16 protein-coding genes and 1 pseudogene are annotated in these 15,326 nt (G+C 63.4%); 4 read left to right on the top strand and 13 right to left on the bottom strand.

What is annotated here, in order from left to right; genetic code table 11:
- Positions 1 to 9 precede the first annotated feature (9 nt).
- From E6B08_RS05035 to E6B08_RS05020, 4 genes are all read right to left on the bottom strand, one after another.
- Positions 10 to 981, bottom strand: a complete 972-nt coding sequence (locus E6B08_RS05035) for a glycosyltransferase family 2 protein (RefSeq protein ID WP_136913011.1) — start codon at positions 979 to 981, stop codon at positions 10 to 12.
- The gene (locus E6B08_RS05030) at positions 978 to 1,352 is read right to left on the bottom strand and encodes a GtrA family protein (protein ID WP_136913010.1); all 375 of its coding nucleotides are present in this window, start codon (positions 1,350 to 1,352) and stop codon (positions 978 to 980) included. Before E6B08_RS05030 ends, E6B08_RS05035 begins: the two co-directional genes overlap by 4 nt.
- 426 nt (positions 1,353 to 1,778) lie before the next feature.
- A complete protein-coding gene (locus tag E6B08_RS05025; RefSeq protein WP_192938618.1) occupies positions 1,779 to 3,035 on the bottom strand; it encodes a glucosyltransferase domain-containing protein in 1,257 nt (418 codons plus the stop codon).
- Between the two features lie 380 nt (positions 3,036 to 3,415).
- Entirely contained in the window at positions 3,416 to 4,312 is an 897-nt protein-coding gene (locus E6B08_RS05020) for a DMT family transporter (RefSeq protein ID WP_136913008.1), read from the bottom strand.
- Positions 4,313 to 4,500: 188 nt separating this feature from the next.
- Between E6B08_RS05020 and E6B08_RS05015 the strand changes: the two genes are divergently transcribed.
- Positions 4,501 to 5,379 (top strand): helix-turn-helix domain-containing protein, encoded by an 879-nt coding sequence (locus tag E6B08_RS05015; protein ID WP_136913007.1) that lies wholly within the window; start codon positions 4,501 to 4,503, stop codon positions 5,377 to 5,379.
- 18 nt (positions 5,380 to 5,397) lie between these two features.
- On the opposite strand, the gene E6B08_RS05010 is transcribed toward E6B08_RS05015, so the two are convergent.
- From E6B08_RS05010 to E6B08_RS04985, 6 genes and pseudogenes are all read right to left on the bottom strand, one after another.
- Positions 5,398 to 7,698 (bottom strand): TonB-dependent siderophore receptor, encoded by a 2,301-nt coding sequence (locus E6B08_RS05010; RefSeq protein ID WP_238349342.1) that lies wholly within the window; start codon positions 7,696 to 7,698, stop codon positions 5,398 to 5,400.
- Between the two features lie 319 nt (positions 7,699 to 8,017).
- The gene (locus E6B08_RS05005; protein WP_136913006.1) at positions 8,018 to 9,001 is read right to left on the bottom strand and encodes a FecR family protein; all 984 of its coding nucleotides are present in this window, start codon (positions 8,999 to 9,001) and stop codon (positions 8,018 to 8,020) included.
- A pseudogene (locus tag E6B08_RS05000) lies at positions 8,998 to 9,569 on the bottom strand (RNA polymerase sigma factor). The gene E6B08_RS05005 and the pseudogene E6B08_RS05000 overlap by 4 nt, the downstream one beginning before the upstream one ends.
- A gap of 3 nt (positions 9,570 to 9,572) precedes the next feature.
- The gene (locus E6B08_RS04995) at positions 9,573 to 9,899 is read right to left on the bottom strand and encodes a DUF3325 domain-containing protein (protein WP_136917328.1); all 327 of its coding nucleotides are present in this window, start codon (positions 9,897 to 9,899) and stop codon (positions 9,573 to 9,575) included.
- Positions 9,899 to 11,467, bottom strand: a complete 1,569-nt coding sequence (locus E6B08_RS04990; protein WP_136913005.1) for a PepSY-associated TM helix domain-containing protein — start codon at positions 11,465 to 11,467, stop codon at positions 9,899 to 9,901. Before E6B08_RS04990 ends, E6B08_RS04995 begins: the two co-directional genes overlap by 1 nt.
- The gene (locus E6B08_RS04985) at positions 11,464 to 11,766 is read right to left on the bottom strand and encodes a DUF3649 domain-containing protein (protein ID WP_136913004.1); all 303 of its coding nucleotides are present in this window, start codon (positions 11,764 to 11,766) and stop codon (positions 11,464 to 11,466) included. Before E6B08_RS04985 ends, E6B08_RS04990 begins: the two co-directional genes overlap by 4 nt.
- 232 nt (positions 11,767 to 11,998) lie before the next feature.
- Between E6B08_RS04985 and E6B08_RS04980 the strand changes: the two genes are divergently transcribed.
- Positions 11,999 to 12,346, top strand: coding sequence for an HPF/RaiA family ribosome-associated protein (locus E6B08_RS04980; RefSeq protein WP_136913003.1), 348 nt, complete (start codon positions 11,999 to 12,001; stop codon positions 12,344 to 12,346).
- Between the two features lie 121 nt (positions 12,347 to 12,467).
- Positions 12,468 to 12,770: a DUF3509 domain-containing protein gene (locus E6B08_RS04975; protein WP_136913002.1), complete on the top strand. Its 303-nt coding sequence runs from the start codon at positions 12,468 to 12,470 to the stop codon at positions 12,768 to 12,770.
- Positions 12,771 to 12,772: 2 nt separating this feature from the next.
- Here E6B08_RS04975 and E6B08_RS04970 read toward each other — a convergent pair whose 3' ends face one another.
- Positions 12,773 to 13,078 carry a hypothetical protein gene (locus E6B08_RS04970; protein ID WP_136913001.1) on the bottom strand — a complete coding sequence of 102 codons (306 nt, stop codon included), beginning with the start codon at positions 13,076 to 13,078 and terminating at the stop codon, positions 12,773 to 12,775.
- Positions 13,079 to 13,191: 113 nt separating this feature from the next.
- A complete protein-coding gene (locus E6B08_RS04965; RefSeq protein ID WP_136913000.1) occupies positions 13,192 to 13,662 on the bottom strand; it encodes a phosphate-starvation-inducible protein PsiE in 471 nt (156 codons plus the stop codon).
- A gap of 228 nt (positions 13,663 to 13,890) precedes the next feature.
- On the opposite strand from E6B08_RS04965, the gene E6B08_RS04960 reads away from it, so the two are divergent.
- Positions 13,891 to 14,154 (top strand): YebG family protein, encoded by a 264-nt coding sequence (locus E6B08_RS04960; protein WP_136912999.1) that lies wholly within the window; start codon positions 13,891 to 13,893, stop codon positions 14,152 to 14,154.
- A 140-nt stretch (positions 14,155 to 14,294) separates the two neighbouring features.
- Here E6B08_RS04960 and E6B08_RS04955 read toward each other — a convergent pair whose 3' ends face one another.
- Positions 14,295 to 15,314 (bottom strand): Glu/Leu/Phe/Val dehydrogenase family protein, encoded by a 1,020-nt coding sequence (locus tag E6B08_RS04955; RefSeq protein WP_136912998.1) that lies wholly within the window; start codon positions 15,312 to 15,314, stop codon positions 14,295 to 14,297.
- Positions 15,315 to 15,326: the final 12 nt, after the last annotated feature.

Raw genomic sequence — 15,326 nt, 5'->3', positions numbered from 1 at the left:
CCGACAGGTTCAGCGATCGTCTGTCGGGGCAGCGCATGGGTGTGCATGAAGGCTCGCGCTGCGGCCTATGACTTCACGCACTACATACCGTGGCCGGTGCTTGGTCTCCTGGTAGATGCGGCCGATGTACTCGCCGAGAATACCGATGCCGATCAATTGCACCCCACCCAGAAACAGCATGGTCACGATCAACGAGGGGTAGCCCGGCGCGTCGCTACCATGCAGCAACTGGTCGATGATCCGGTACGCGGCAACCGCCAAGGCGCACAGCGACACCACGGCACCGACGTAGCTCCACAGCCGCAGCGGCAAGGTGCTGAACGAGGTGATGCCATCGAGGGCCAGGTTCCACAGTCGCCAGAAGCCGAACTTGCTGCAGCCGGCGACACGCTGTGGCCGGTCGTACTCGACGACCTCGGTACGAAAGCCGACCCACGACAACACGCCTTTCATGAACAACTGCTGCTCCGGCAGTTGCCTGATCGCCACCACCACCTTGCGGTCCAGCAGGCGAAAGTCGCCGACGTTTTCCTCGATCGAGGTCGAGGCAATCCTGTTGTGCAGGCGGTAGTACAGCCCGGCAGTCCAGCGCTTCAATGCGCTGTCCGATTCACGGCTGCGGCGCTTGGCCAGGACGACTTCGGCGCCGTTGCGCCAACGCTCGATCAAGGTGGCGATGAGTTCGACGGGATCTTGTAGATCGACATCCATCGGCACCACCACATCGCCATCGGCATACTCCAGACCGGCGAACAACGCTGATTCCTTGCCGAAATTACGCGAGAAGTTGACCACAGAAACCCACTCGTCGGCCCTGGCCAGGTCCGCGCAAATGGCCTCGGTGGCATCGACGCTGCCATCGTTCACGAACAGGATCTCGACGATGATGCCCTGCAAGGAGGGCTCCTCACGCACCGTGCGGTAGAAGTGCTCGAGTGTCTCCTCCTCGTTGAATACCGGGACGATCAGGGTCAGTTTCATGGTTCACTCCGTTTGAACACCACAGCGCGCGAGTAGGCGTAGCCAATGACCAGGCTGGCCGCGGAAAAGCTCACCAGGGTCAGCCACGGTGCCAGCCCGGCCCAGTCGGCCAGCGCGCCGAGCAGCAGGCTCAAGCTGCCCATCCCGGTCAAAAAAAGTAGATAGCGCGTGCCCGAAGGCCGCACCGCGAAGGTGAACGCCGCATTGGCGAAATATGACAGGCTCGCCGCCACCCCGAAGGCGGTCAGGTTGCTCAGCGCCTGGCTTGCCCCGATGCCCAGGTGCAACAGCAGGAACACCAGCCAGTGGCAACCGGTGTTGATCGCCCCGACCAGGGCGTAACGGCACAGTTGTCGGCTGATCGCCCTCATTCGTACAGATGCTCGATCGCGGGGGGCGACTTCATCACCACATGCCCTTCGCCATCGACTATATGGGTCCAGGAATCCGCCTCGCTTTGGACTCTGTCGGCTACCAACGAGCGCCATATGTCATCCATGTAGGGGGAGTCACCCACCGCAACGAGCAGAACGTGTAAGGTCAAGGCTCCCAGAAACAGCAACCGAAGTTGGCGCTGTGACAACGCTCCGTGTTGTAACTGGGGTACCTGCATCCTTTCGGCTCCGAGCAGCGTGAATGCCGCCCAGTCTCTCCCTTCATACCATGCAGCGCACCTGGCAGTTCTACCAGTTGCGCGGTGAGGTCATCTTTGTTTTCCCTACACCGGTGCCAGCATCCTGGGCTTGCTACACCCAAGTCTTTTCGATCCTAGAAACACCGACCAGTGCAGCAATGTGTTACCAACTCCAACCAAACCGTAGCGCACGAAGCTTCGCACTGGAGTACTCGTTTGCAATACCGGTTCCTTGCGGCAATTTGATCAGGACATAAGCGTCATTACCGACACGGTGGATGTCATAAAGTTTACGGGTGAGCAGCGGGGTCGGGGCTTGATCTCGAACTTGCTCACGATTGAGGGGTGGTCGCTGATAACGGACCTGCGCGCCCTCGACCCCTTCCTCCAGCAACATTTCCGGAAGGAGCACGTACCAGGATGGATCAAGAAGCTCAATGACCGGCATATGACTCAAGCTCCCCGAAGCTGCTGGCACCCAGAGCCGGTCCTGCCAGAAGCCAAGCACGTAGTACCGCTTCGCTTCCGCTATCGCTGGCTGTGATGAGATGTCATAGGCCAATGACTGAGTGATCGACTGGTGTAACGTTTTTTGCCACACCAGTACACGCCCATACGCAAACGAAAGCGTAAGCATGGGCAACAGTGCCAAGATCAGAACCCCCATGCGCAAGCGCGGCGAAGTGGCCAATGCGCCATGCACGAAAAAAAACGCCATTGCTAGCACCACTCCCAGCCCCATAGCGGTACAAGGCGTGAGATCGAAGTCCGCCAAAAATAAGAGGATGCCGGGGATGCACGCCACGATCAAAGGTATCGTCAACCACAGTACAGCCCCCAAGCCTAAGCGCTCGCCAGCAGGGTAAGGACGGCGCCATAGCTGCAGCGTTTCCCGCCGCAGGCCTATAAGGACAATGGCCAACAGGCCTAGACATAACCAGCTAATCCATGGTGTGAGTAGCAAGTCGACCATCTTCGTCGTCAGCGCAAGGCGACGACGCATTTCTCCGAGCCATTGCCCGTCAAGAACCAGAAGGCTGGACCGCTCTCGACTCGCCACCATCCATGAGCAACTCAGAAAGAACAGGAGTGTACCCGCCATCAACTGACCCAAGCGCACCAGGGCGAAACGGATCAGTGGTACAAGACGCTTTCCGGCCATGACTTGCCGTATGACCTCGATACCACACAAGCCTGCCGCCACGCTCACGCTCGGCTGGTACAGTGCCGCGCCTGCAGCAATCATCACTGCACCTGCCAACCAGTATTTACGGCGCTCAACGTCCAGGGTCATTGCCCAAATCGCGCAAGCCAATGACAGCGCCATCCCAGCACCATCATATTGATAGGACAGGTTCTGCAGAAAAAATGGCTGCAACCAGAGAGGGAGTACAACCAGTATGGAGCTGAACGTTGGCACCCTGAACCAGTGCTGAACCAGTCGGATTAGGGAGCGCTAGTGACCACTACGGCAAGCAACAACGGTAACGGGTAAATGTTCACCGCTCCTGGCCCGAACCCGAGTACCGCATTGAGCACGACTATCAATGGGCGGCCGACCAGCATCCAATCATTGAATGCACCATGTTGACGAGCAATGTCGTCAAGCATTGGCATATCAGCCATCAGCAGCGGTGTCACATGCAGCGTTAGAACTGCACAGCAGAACAACCAGGCCTGCTTCCCCGTGAGGGGTTGATCCCACGATGACATTCTGACTCCTCGGCTAGCCGATCCAGAGGAGTCTACTTCGACGTCACACATGCGCATCTAGCAGTTTTACCAGTTGTGTCGATCAGCTTAACGTGCAATGGCCTGAATGGGTTGAACCCGTGGCTTGCGAAACACCAGCACGTTACCCGCCATCACCGCCAGCAAACCCAACAACGCCGGTGGCGTCCACTGATAGCCTTCGGCATAGGCCGACACGTTCAGCGCCACCAATGGGAACAACACCGTGCAGTAGGCCGCCCGCTCAGGCCCCATTCGCCCGACCAGGGTCAGGTACGCAGTGAAGCCGATCACCGAGCCAGGGATCACCAGGTACATCAACGAACCCAGGTAGCGGGCGCTCCAGTCCATGGTGAACGGGATGCCGCTGAACAGGCAGTACAGCCCCAGCATGGCGGCCCCGTAGAGCATGCCCCAGGCGTTGGTGGTCATGGGTTTGAGGCCGGCTTTCTGCTGCATGCTCGACAGCATGTTGCCGGCCGAGAAGCACAGCGTACCGAGCAGTGCCAGGCCCAGGCCGTACAAGGTTTCGCGGCTGGCGGTGTGGTGCGACAGCTCCGGCCAGAACAGCAGGCCGAGCCCGAGCAGGCCCATTGCCCCGCCGCCGAGGACGTTGCTGGCGATCTTCTGGCCGAAGAACACCCGAGCGTTCAGCGCATTCCACAGTGTCGCGGTGGAAAACACCACGGCGATCAGGCCGCTGGCGATCCACTGGCTGGCGGTGAGAAAACACATGAAGTTGACGCAGAACAGGCACAACCCCTGGGCCAGGCAGATCAGATGGCCGCGCCGGTGCATCGGCTGCAGGCGGCGGGTCAGCAACAGGATGGCGAACAGCACCAGGCCAGCCAGGGCGAATCGGTAGGCGATGGATACCGGGATGGCGACCACTCCCAGTTGCAGTTTCAGGGCAATCCAGGTGGTCCCCCAGATAACAACGGTGAGCAGGTAAAGCGAGAGGTTCATGACAGTGGTCCTTGAATGCGGTGCCCGGTAGGAGCTGGCTTGCCAGCGATTCGAGGGCGCAGCCCTCGCCAGCCCCACCAGTGTTCATCCGCCACCACCCCCGCGCTTGCATAAACTTGCGCTTATCCACCGCGCCCCGCTGCCAACCACGCCCAAGCGCAGTACGATAGCGGTCAGAGGAATCGCCCATGACCCCATTGACCCAGCTGCAAGTGTTCAACGCCATGCACGCCTCGCCCCACGCCCGGCTGGAGCTGAGCGCACACCTGGGCGATGGCCTGGCTGCGGCCTTGTGGAGCAACCGCGACGATGCCCGCGACTACCAGGCGCCGAGTCACCACACGCTGTCGTGCTACATCGCCGACGGCACCGGCACCTTTCGCCGCCAACGCCCCTCCGAAAAGGGCGCGCCCGACAAACTGTGCATCATGCCGGCAGGCCATGAGTCGAACTGGGTGGTCAACGGGCCGATCCGCCTGGCCCACCTGTACATCAGCGAGGCGCAATTCGCCCTGGGCTGCGTGCGCCTGCTCGACCGCGAGCCGCGGGAGCTGCAATTGCAGGAAGCGACCTTCCTCGACGCCCCCCGACAATCGCTGCGCTTTCGCCAGCTGATCGCCCTGGCCTGGGACGAGCCCGGCGAACGCCTGCTGGCCAGCAGCCTGGCGCACGAGATCGTCGACCATGCCGTGCTCAGCCAGGTCGGCCTACGCCAAGGCTTGCGTTTGAAAGGCGGGTTGGCGCCGAGCCTGCGTCGGCAGCTGGTCGACTACATCGAAGCGCATCTGGACCAGCCGATCACCCTCGGCGAGCTGGCGCTGCGTTGCAACCTGTCGGAATACCACTTCGCCCGCATGTTTCGCGCAAGCTTCGGCTTGCCGCCGCACCAGTACCTGCTGGCGCGCCGGTTGCACCGGGCGTGCCGGTTGCTGCGCCTGGGCGACCTGCCGTTGGGGCAGGTGGCCCTGGCCTGCGGGTTCGCCAGTGCCAGCCATTTCAGTAATCGATTTCGCCAGGCGGTCGGGGCGACGCCTGGCGAGTATCGCTTGGCATTCGCGGGTAGCTGACGGCCTCTTCGCGGCAGCTCAGAACTCGAACGTACTCGACAGGCTCACCTGCCGCGCATCGCCGATGGCGACGAAATACTGGTTCACCGCCGAGCTGTAGTACACCTTGTCGAACAGGTTCTTCACGTTCAGTTGCAAGCGCACGTTGTGCTCCTCGAGCTTGGTCTCATAGCTGGCGAAGGCATCCGCCACGGTGTAGCTGGGCAGGTCGAAGGTATTGGTGGAGTTACCTGCGCGCTTGCCTACGTAACGTGCTCCTGCACCGAAGCGCAGGCGGTCGCCGCCGAACAGGCTGCCGAAATCGTACACCGCCGACAACGACCCGCTGTGCCTGGCCACGTTCTGCAGGCGGTTACCCTTCAGGTCCGGGTCCTTGGTCACCTTCGCATCGGTAAAGGCATAGCTGCCGATCAGGCTCCAGCGGTCGGTCAACTGGCCGGTCAGGTCGAGCTCGACACCCCGTGAGCTGACTTCGCCGGCATTGCTGTACACCGTCTCGCCCGCAGTGCTGTCGTAGTTGGACACCAGCACGTTGCGCTTGGTGATGTCGAACAGTGCCAGCGTCCCGGTAAGCTGGCCAGGCATGTCGAGCTTGGCGCCCAGCTCCCACGACTTGCCCTCCTCCGGCGCAATCGACGAATCGATCGTCACGCCCCCGGTCAGCGGGGCGATGGTCGAGTTGGGCTTGAACGACTCGCTGTAGCTGCCGTAGAACGACAACTGGTCATCGACCTGGTACACGACGCCTGCATGCGGCACCCAGGTCTGGCCGTCGATGTCGGTGTTGGCCTTGAACGGGCGGCCACGACCGGCGTACTGGTCGTACTGCTGGAAGCGCGCACCGACCACCAGGATCCAGTGCTCGTCCAGGTGCAGCGCGTCCTGCACGAACACCGACTCGGTGCGCAGCTTGTCGGTCTGGTCGCTGTCGCTGGCGCGCACGTTGGTGCCCTCGACTTCCTGGCCGTACACCGGGTTCAGGTAGCTGAAGGTCGACTGCGCGGTCTGGCGGATCAGGTCGCCCCGGTAGATCTTGCGATCCTCGTGGTCGACCCCGAGCAGCAGGTCATGGCGCATCCCGGCCAGCTCCAGGCTGCCATCGAGGCTGACGGTGACGAACTGGTCGCGGCTCATGGCGTTGTGCGTGCCATCGATGCTGCGTGACAGCGTACCGGTGGCTTCGTCGACACCGGTCACACGGACCTGGCTGGCATCGTAGGTCTCGCGGTTGAAGCTATAGCCAGCATGCAGCTTCCAGTCGTCGCTCAACGGGTGATCGACCTCCAGGCGGTACAGGTCCGAACGCCCTTCCATGTCGTTGAACGGCTCGTCCAGGCGCCGCGTCGCCGGGATGTTCAGCGGGTGGCCGTTGTTGCCGAAGGCCGTGCCGCGGTCGAAGGGATAGAGGAATTCACGGTGCTCGTAGGCCAGCACCACCTGGGTGTCCTCGCCGAGCCAGGCCAACGACGGCGCCACCATCGACTCGCGGTGCACCCCGTAGTTGCGCCAGTAGTCTTCGTCCTCGTGGTCGACGATCAGGCGGTAGGCCAGCGGGCTATCGCCCAGCGCACCGGTGCTGTCCAGGCCACCGCCGCTGCCGTTCTTGCCGCTGCCGTAGGTGGAGCCGCGCAGGTTCAGCGCCGTGTACTGTTGCAGTTGCGGGCGCTTGCTGACCACGTTGATCACCCCGCCCGGGTCCTGGATGCCATACAGCAAGGAGGCCGGCCCCTTGAGCACCTCGACCCGCTCGGTGCTGGCATTGAGGCTGCGGCCCTGCACCAGCGGCATGCCGTCGCGCATGATCGAGCCATCGCGGTTGTCGCCAAAACCACGCTTCATCACCGTGTCGGAAGTCCCGCCGAAGTTGTTGCCCTGGGTGATGCCACTGACGTTGGCCAGGGCGTCGTCGAGGTTGCGCGGGGCCTGGTCGCGGATCACCTGGGCCGGGACCACGTTGATCGCCTGGGGTACTTCCTGGGTGCGGGTCTGGCCACGCATGATCGAAGCCGTAGCTGGCGGCTGGTAGCTGTAGCTGTCCAACTGCGAGGTGACAGTGGTGGCCTGCAGGTTGAGCGCACCCGAGGTGTCCAGTGGCTCCAGGGTCAGGGTGTGGGCGTCGACGCGGCGCCAGGTCAGGCCCGAACTGCCCAGCAACTGCTGCAACGCCTGCTCGGCGCTGAAACTGCCGTTCAGCGCCGGGGCCTGGAACACCGGCAGTTGCAGGGTGTAGACCACGCTCTGCCCGGTGGCCTGGCTGAACGCGTTGAGCGCCTGGGCCAGGGGCTGGCTTGGCTGGGCGAACACATGCACCGCCGACAGCTCGGCGGCATTGACCCGCGGGCGGCGATCAGCGCCGGGAACAGGGAAAGACCGAGCCAGAGGGGGACGCAACGCGAGGTGAACTTCATGGACACTGACCTGTGAGAGGGATATAGCTGCGAATGAATCGCACTTTCACCTACTACACGGATGCCGCCTGCAGTTACCTCACCCGGTGATGAAAATTATTTTGCCTGCCGTGGCCAGGCCTCTGTAGGGGCGGGTTTACCCGCGAAGCAGACGCCGCATTGCGTGGCACGTGCTCCGCAGGTGTTCGCGGGTGAACCCGCTCCTACAAGGGACCTTTTGGGTCGCAGGGTTAGCGAATGACGGTCAGGCGCCCGAGCACGGTATGCCGCGAGAAGCCCAGCACCTGGCCCAGCGAGTCGAGCGCCTGCAACGGTTCGCCGGTCGGGAAGCTGCCACTGACCTTGCGCTGGCCCAACGCGCTGTCGAGCAACATGATCCGCCCAGGGTAATAACGCTGCAGGTCGTCGAGCACTTGGGCCAGCGGCACCTGGTAGTAATTCAGCCAGCCCTGGCGCCAGGCCAGCCGGCTGGCGCTGTCCACGGATTGGATGTCGCCTGCCTGGCCCTGGGCGTACGCCACTTGCTGATCGGCCGTCAGCTCGCGCATGGTCTGCCCCTCGGCCGGCGTCACCCCCACCCTTCCGCTGCGCACCGTGACGTGTGTGGCAGCACCCAGCTCGCGCACCTCGAACTGGGTACCGAGCACCCGCACCTCGCCCCCGCCCGCCTCCACCAGGAATGGCGCGCCAGTATGGGTCACGTGGAAGAACGCCGCGCCACGCAGCAGCCGTACCCGACGCTGGCCATGGTCGAAGTCGACAGCGATGGCGCTGCCGGCATCCAGGGTCAGTTGCGAGGCATCGGCCAGGGTCACCTGCTGCAGGCTATCGCCGCTGCTGTAGTCGGCCTGCAGGTCCTGCAACCAGTACTGCGGGTGCCAGCCAGCGCCCGTGCCCACCGCCAACACCAGACAGGCCGCGGCAGCCAACGCCCCGGCGCATTGGCGCCAGGCACGCCGGGCCGGGGGCTTGGCCATGGCTTCGAGGTAGGGACGCAGGCTGTCGTGCTCCTGCTCGGCCAAGCGCGTCGCCGGGCCGGTGCTGCGCTGCCACAGCGCCTGGGCTTCGGCGTAGGCCTGCCGGTGCGCCGGGTCGGCCAGCAACCAGCGCTTGAACGCAGCGCTATGTGCCTGCTCGGGCTGCTCGTTGATCCGGCTCAGCCAATGCAAGGCTGCCTGGGATGGATCGGAGGTGGTGGCATGCTGGCGGTTCATCGTCTGGCGCTCCCTGGCCCGCGTGCTGGGGCGGGCTCGGCGACACTCGCCTTGCACGCTTCGAGGGCGCGCATCATATGCTTTTCCACCGCGCTCTGGGACAGTTGCATGGCCTTGGCGATCTCGCCGTACTTGCAGCCGTGCACACGGTTGAGCAAGAAAATCTGCCGGGTGCGTTCCGGCAAGGTACGCAAGGCGGCCTCGATGCGTTGCAGGTCGTCCTCGACTTCCAGGGCATGCTCCGGCGCTCCGGCCACCTCGCCTTCCTCCACGCTCAAGCTCGCTTCTGCCAGGCGCTCGCGGCTGCCCTCACTGCGCAGGTGGTCGATGGCCAGGTTACCCGCGCAGCGCAGCAGGTAGGTGTCCAACGCCTCGACCTTGACCTCGGGCGACGCCAGAAGCGCAGGAACAACTCCTGGACCAGGTCCGAGGCGGTCGCCCGGCAGCCGACCCGGCGGCTGACCAACGCCTCCATGCGCGCCCGCTGGGCCAGGAATACCTGGAGAAATCGCGCGCGCGCCCCCGTGCTATCGGCCTCGGTGTCGGCGATGTGGCCCGGTTCGCTCACCGGCTACGCGCCAAACACGGCCAACAGCGGGCCGAGCACCACGCTGAAAGCGGCAAGCCCCAGCAGCACTCGAGGCTGATACGGCAGGCCGAACACCCAGAGCGTGGCCCCGGCCATCAACACCGCGATCCACTCGACCAGGCCGTGGGCCCAGCCACGCACCTGCACCGCCAGCACCAGCGACAGCACCAGCAGCGCCCAGCCGCCGATGCGCAAACCGCGCAGCGCCGTATGGCCAGGTTTGCGCCCGAGCAGCTCGGCGGCGTGTTTTTCCATGGCCAGGCACAGGGCGGCGAACCCCGCATAACCGATCAGGGCAACGCTCAGCATCATTTCACCTCGGCCACTTCAGTCACCGCCTGGACTGCGCGGGGTGCGCGCTTGGGCTTGGGAGTGCGCAGCATCTTGCTGGCAGCCCAGGCGAGAAACGCACCGGCAGCCAGCGCAGTCAGGTCGAAGCCGGCCATGGCCCAGTCACCCGCCGGCAGCGAATGGTTCAAGCCCTGCCCGGTGACCAACCCGTTGAGCAACGGCAGCGAGGCAAAGGCCGCAGCGCCCAGCGCCAACTGCTCGCCCCAGGCGCGTCGCCCAGGACGCAGCGCCGCGTGCACCAGCGACAGTGCCCAGGCCAGGAAGAACAGGTTCACCTCCCAGTCGGCGCGCCCCGCCAGCCCATTGGGCAACAGGCGGTTAGCCCAGAAGAAGGTCGCCACACCCAGCAGCAGGCCACTCATGCTGACGATATTCAACACCTCGACCAGGCGCAACTCGCCCGGCAGTCGCTCGCTCTTGGCATGCTTGAGCTGGCGCTTGCCCAGCCACATCACCAGCCCGGTGCCGATCACCGCGGTGCCGGCCAGGCCGAAGGCGAAGTACAGCCAGCGCAACCATGGCCCGGCATAGTTACCCATGTGCAGGCCGGCAAAACTGAAACTGGTGAGCATGGTGGCGCTCTCCGCCGCACCCTGGCTCAGCATCGCGCCACTGCCACCGTCGAATGTCCAGTTGGCGCTACGTCGGTAGGGCACATGGTCGGCCGCCGACTGGCTGAAGGTGACCCGGGCATTGCGATCGCCCGGGTTCTGCACCTGGACGTAACCCATGCGCGCCCCTGGCGCCAACCGCTGGACCTGCTCATAGAGCCCGGCCAGCGGCACCATTGGCGTTGCGACATTGGCCGACTTGGGCGCTTCGTCGCGGCCGAACACCTCACTGAAGTACCCCCCGGTATTGCCGCCATAGCTGGCCAGGATGCTGGCCGGCATGACCATGTACATGAACAGCACCAGGCTGCTGTAGCTGATCATCAGGTGGAACGGCAGCACCAGCACGCCGATGGCGTTGTGGCCATCCAGCCAGGAGCGCTGCCCCTTGCCAGGGCGGAAGGTGAAGAATTCCTTGAAGATCTTCTTGTGGGTGATGATGCCCGTGACCAGGCCCAGCAGCATGATGAAGGCGCAGAAGGTCGACAGCCAGCGACCCCACGGGTGCGGCATCTCCAACTGGAAGTGGAAGCGGTAGAAGAACTCGCCACCCCGGCTTTCACGCGCCTCGACCGGCTCGCCGGTGCTGGCGTCGAGTTCCTTCTGGACGAACCCACGGCGCCCGCCCTCGGGGTCGCGCCAGCCCACGCTCAGGCCCGCGTCGCGCTCGCTGGGCAAGCGAATCATCCAGCCCTCGGAATGCCCGGCATTGCGCTCGAGGTAGCGTTGGGCCAGCGCCAGGCTGGCCTGCGGGTCGAGCGCATGGCGGCGGATTTCCGGGTGGGTCCAGTGGTTCACCTCTTCCTTGAAATACGACAGCGTACCTGTGAGGAAGATGGCGAACAGCAACCAACCGAAGATCAGGCCGGTCCAGGTGTGCAGCCAGGCCATGGCCTGGCGGAAGCCTTCCTTCATGGTGTCTTCATCCAGTAGGCCAACCCGCTCGCCAGCCCCAGCAGCAAGCTTGGCAGCAGCACGCCAAGCCAGGCACGCCACGCACTGCGGCAGGCGAAGCACCAGATGAAGGCCAGCAGGTAGAACACGAACGACAGCATCATGCCGGTCATGGTCGCGTCGACCCGGCTCATCGGCGCCAACAAGGTGATGGCGATGCTGGCCATGGACGCCAGCAGGTAACCGCCGAACAAAGCGGCCAGGCTGCGTGAGGTGACGCCCAGGCGGTAGCTCAGTGAGGGGCCGGCTTTGCTTTTCATGGCGGGGTTCGTAAAAATCGGGCCCTAATAGTAATGATTTGAATTCTCATAAGCAAAGCCTGTGCGACCCAACGGTTTGCAATGGGCTATTTGCAACAGGAAATTTATTTTCAAAAGGGGCTTGAATTCGTCCCGCCGTTGCCTGACCTTAGAGTCAAGAGACGCAGAAATATCAGGGCCCTCAAAGGCCTAGGCGCGCCTCTCTGCGAGCAAGCTGAATAAGGATTGAATCATGCAAATCCAGGTCAACAGCAGCAACCATATCGAAGGCAACATCCGGCTCAACGAGTGGGTCCGCGCAACGCTGGAAAGCACACTCGAGCGCTATGACGACAGCCTCACCCGCCTTGAGGTGCACTTGCGCGACGAGAACGGCGCCAAGCCCGGCCCGCATGACAAACGCTGCCAGATCGAAGCTCGCCCCAAAGGCCACCAGCCGATTTCCGTCACCCACACCGCAGGCTCGCTGGATCAGGCCGTAGACGGCGCCGCCAGCAAGTTGAACAACGCTCTGGAACACTTCTACGGCAAGCTGCGCAGCAAGCGCGGCGCCCTTGAACTGACCGACCCGGAGGCCTGATCGCCCGCCCCTCGACGCCCGGCCCTGTGCCGGGCGTTTTCGTTGGTATTGATCAACGGACCTGAACCAACCAGTCGATTGGCCGGTCAACCCTGCAGTCATTCATTTGCAGATTTCGACCATGCACAATCCATTCGACCAGATCAGCGACGCCTTCGCCCCCGAATACCGCGTGAACCTGAGCATCGAACGCCTGGACGGCAGCATCATGCTGACCCTCTCCGATGATGCCGGCGTGGTTGCCAAGCGCTTGATCAGCCAGAGCCAACGCAACGACCCGGCGCGCCTGCAGAGGGTGATCGACAGCATCCGCCTGGGCCTGGCCATCGAGCACGGCCAGAACCCCCTACAGGTGCTGGCCGCCCTGACCGGCGATGTCCGCCACGAAGGCAAGCCATTCGCCGCTGTCGCCGTGGCTAACTGAGCTCAGCGCAGCGCCAGCAGCATTCGCCCGATCATCCGTTCGATGTCCTGCAGGCGCAGGCCCTCGACACGGTGCTCGGGTTCGAACGTGTCCGGGCGATGGAACAGCCCTATCAGCCCTATGTCGTAGGTAGGCTCCTCGCCCTGCTCCAGCCAATGCAGCGATTCCTCGAGCAACGTGCGCGTGCGCACCACCTCCCTGTCGACGACATAGGCGATTTCGTTGACATGCACGGTGTCCGGGTCAATTCCGTGGGGCCCCAGCGCTTCGTGCAGGTAGGCGCGGACGGCTTCGGTTTCATAACGCATGCTGATCTCTCCAGATTGAAGACGCTCCGTCTACGCGACCCTCTGTCACGCAACCGGCGTCGGTCCAGATTGAACAGCGGCGCACGCCACCGCCCGCACTACATAGCTACCACTCACCTGCCCTCGTCCACTTCCTTGCCGTTGGCATCGAGCACCTTGGTCGAGGGATAGCGGTACGAGGCGTAGCGCACCACCAGGATCGAGAACGCCAGGAGCAGAATGCCACCGCACAGGTAAAGCAGGCCTTCGTCCGGCGCCTTGTGGTGCGACACGTCACCGATCAACAGGCGCGTCAGCGCGGTGATCGCCACGTACAGCAGGAAGCGGATCGGCATGTGGTTGGTCTTGAAGTAGATGCCCACCATCGCACCCAGCTCGAGGTAGATGAACAGCAGCAGGATGTCATCGACGCTGATCCCGCCCTTGCCGAGCATGTCGAGAAAGGTCACTACCGCCGCGTAGGCGGTGATCGCGCCGATGCCGAACAAGGCCAGATAGTGGAATGCTTCCACGCACAGGTTGCCCAGTGAGTCGGCCGAGCCATGCAGGCCCTTGCGCAGCTTTTCAGCCCATTTGATGTTCACGATGTCCGATTCCCCGATACGACATGAAGGATTGTGCGTCACGGCTGTGACGCTTTTGCCATGCAGTTAAAGGGCCATGCCCCTCGCTTGGAAGGCGACCGATTGCCGCAAGGCACGTGTGAACTACCCTTTCGACTGAACTTTCGGTTGCGCAATGGTGGCAATGCCATTACTGTATGCGCATACAGTATTTGTTGTATCAACCAGCAAAAGGCATAGAGGTGATGAATGGCCGTCGAAGTGGTGTACCGCAGCAGCCGCGACCCGGAGCGCTTGTTCATGGATAAGGCCGAAGCAGATCGTCATGACAAGATGCTCGAGCTGGCCGAACGCCTGGCCGAGGTTCTGCAAAAGGCAGTCCCTTCGCTGACCGAGCAGCAGGTCGAGGAAGCGGGCATCTACATGGCCAAGAACCGCGATGTGTTTGCGCGGGCGTTCAAGAGCCAGCCCGATGCGTTGGCCGAGTTGCTCGATGGGGCAGCGGCCGAGTAGACATTTTTTGCGTCTTTACTGGCCTCTTCGCGGGCAAGCCCGCTCCCACAAGTACCCCGCCCTAGACAAATTCAGCGGCGGTCCTGTGGGAGCGGGCTTGCCCGCGAAGAGGCCACTAAAAATAAGCAAGTATCTGCCGGTCAGCCGTATAGCAACCGCTCGGCCAACATCTGCGCCACCCTCGCCGGTGAACGCTTTTCGGCTTGGGCATGGGCAAACACTTCGGTCAGCCGCGAGGGAATCCGCGCCAGGTGCGCGGTGATGGTGCCCAGCTCCTCGCCCCGATGGCGCAGCGCCACGTAGATCAAGCCACCGGCATTGATCACGTAATCGGGGGCATACAGAATCCCCCGGGTTTCCAACTGGTCCGCCACCTGCAAGGTGGTCAGCTGGTTGTTCGCCGACCCCGCCACCGCAGCACAACGCAGCTGCATCACGCTCTGGCCGGTGAGCACCGGCCCCACGCCGCACGGAGCGAAGATATCGCAGGGCGTGCTCAGCAACGCTTCGTTGGGCACCGGCCGGGCGTCGAACTGTTCCACCGCGAGCCGCACGCGCCCAGGGTCCAGGTCGCTCACCAGCAACTCGGCACCCGCTGCGTGCAGTTGTTCGGCCAGGGCGTAGCCAACATTGCCCAGGCCCTGTACCGCCACCCGCAACCCTTCCAGGTTATCGCTGCCCAGGCGAGCCATCGACGTGGCGCGAATACCCGCGAAAACGCCCATGGCCGCGTGCGGCGATGGGTCGCCCGAGGCCGTGGTGCTGGTGACATGCGGCGTGGATTGGGCGATGCAGTCCATGTCCAGGGTCGAGGTGCCGCTGTCCACGGCAGTAATGAAGCGGCCTTGCAGGGTATCGACGAAACGCCCGAACGCTTCGAACAGCGCGGCGCGGTTTTCCACATGCGGGTTGCGTATGATCACCGCCTTGCCACCGCCAAGCGCCAACCCCGCCAGCGCAGCCTTGAAGCTCATGCCCTGGGCCAGGCGGATAGCATCGGCCATGGCGCTTTCATCGTCGGCATAAGGCAGATACCGGCAGCCGCCCATCGCCGGCCCCAAGTGTTCGCTGTGGATGGCGACCACGGCCTTCAGACCTGTGCTCGGGTCGACGAACAGGTGCAGGGACTGGGTACGGGTGCTTTGCATCAGCGCGAACATCGGCGGGCTCCC

This window comes from Pseudomonas putida, assembly GCF_005080685.1.
Taxonomy (GTDB): domain Bacteria; phylum Pseudomonadota; class Gammaproteobacteria; order Pseudomonadales; family Pseudomonadaceae; genus Aquipseudomonas; species Aquipseudomonas putida_V.
This window is presented reverse-complemented; position numbering and strand designations above follow the sequence as displayed.

Excerpts from the sequence above, each read along its gene's own strand:
- E6B08_RS04995 (WP_136917328.1), bottom strand. The coding sequence starts at position 9,899 with ATGCTGAGCGTTGCCCTGATCGGTTATGCGGGGTTCGCCGCCCTGTGC.
- E6B08_RS04985 (WP_136913004.1), bottom strand. The coding sequence starts at position 11,766 with ATGAAAAGCAAAGCCGGCCCCTCACTGAGCTACCGCCTGGGCGTCACC.
- E6B08_RS04970 (WP_136913001.1), bottom strand. The coding sequence starts at position 13,078 with ATGCGTTATGAAACCGAAGCCGTCCGCGCCTACCTGCACGAAGCGCTG.
- E6B08_RS05020 (WP_136913008.1), bottom strand. The coding sequence starts at position 4,312 with ATGAACCTCTCGCTTTACCTGCTCACCGTTGTTATCTGGGGGACCACC.
- E6B08_RS04960 (WP_136912999.1), top strand. The coding sequence starts at position 13,891 with ATGGCCGTCGAAGTGGTGTACCGCAGCAGCCGCGACCCGGAGCGCTTG.
- E6B08_RS04955 (WP_136912998.1), bottom strand. The coding sequence starts at position 15,314 with ATGTTCGCGCTGATGCAAAGCACCCGTACCCAGTCCCTGCACCTGTTC.
- E6B08_RS04990 (WP_136913005.1), bottom strand. The coding sequence starts at position 11,467 with ATGAAGGAAGGCTTCCGCCAGGCCATGGCCTGGCTGCACACCTGGACC.
- E6B08_RS05030 (WP_136913010.1), bottom strand. The coding sequence starts at position 1,352 with ATGAGGGCGATCAGCCGACAACTGTGCCGTTACGCCCTGGTCGGGGCG.
- E6B08_RS04975 (WP_136913002.1), top strand. The coding sequence starts at position 12,468 with ATGCACAATCCATTCGACCAGATCAGCGACGCCTTCGCCCCCGAATAC.
- E6B08_RS05005 (WP_136913006.1), bottom strand. The coding sequence starts at position 9,001 with ATGAACCGCCAGCATGCCACCACCTCCGATCCATCCCAGGCAGCCTTG.
- E6B08_RS05035 (WP_136913011.1), bottom strand. The coding sequence starts at position 981 with ATGAAACTGACCCTGATCGTCCCGGTATTCAACGAGGAGGAGACACTC.
- E6B08_RS05015 (WP_136913007.1), top strand. The coding sequence starts at position 4,501 with ATGACCCCATTGACCCAGCTGCAAGTGTTCAACGCCATGCACGCCTCG.
- E6B08_RS04980 (WP_136913003.1), top strand. The coding sequence starts at position 11,999 with ATGCAAATCCAGGTCAACAGCAGCAACCATATCGAAGGCAACATCCGG.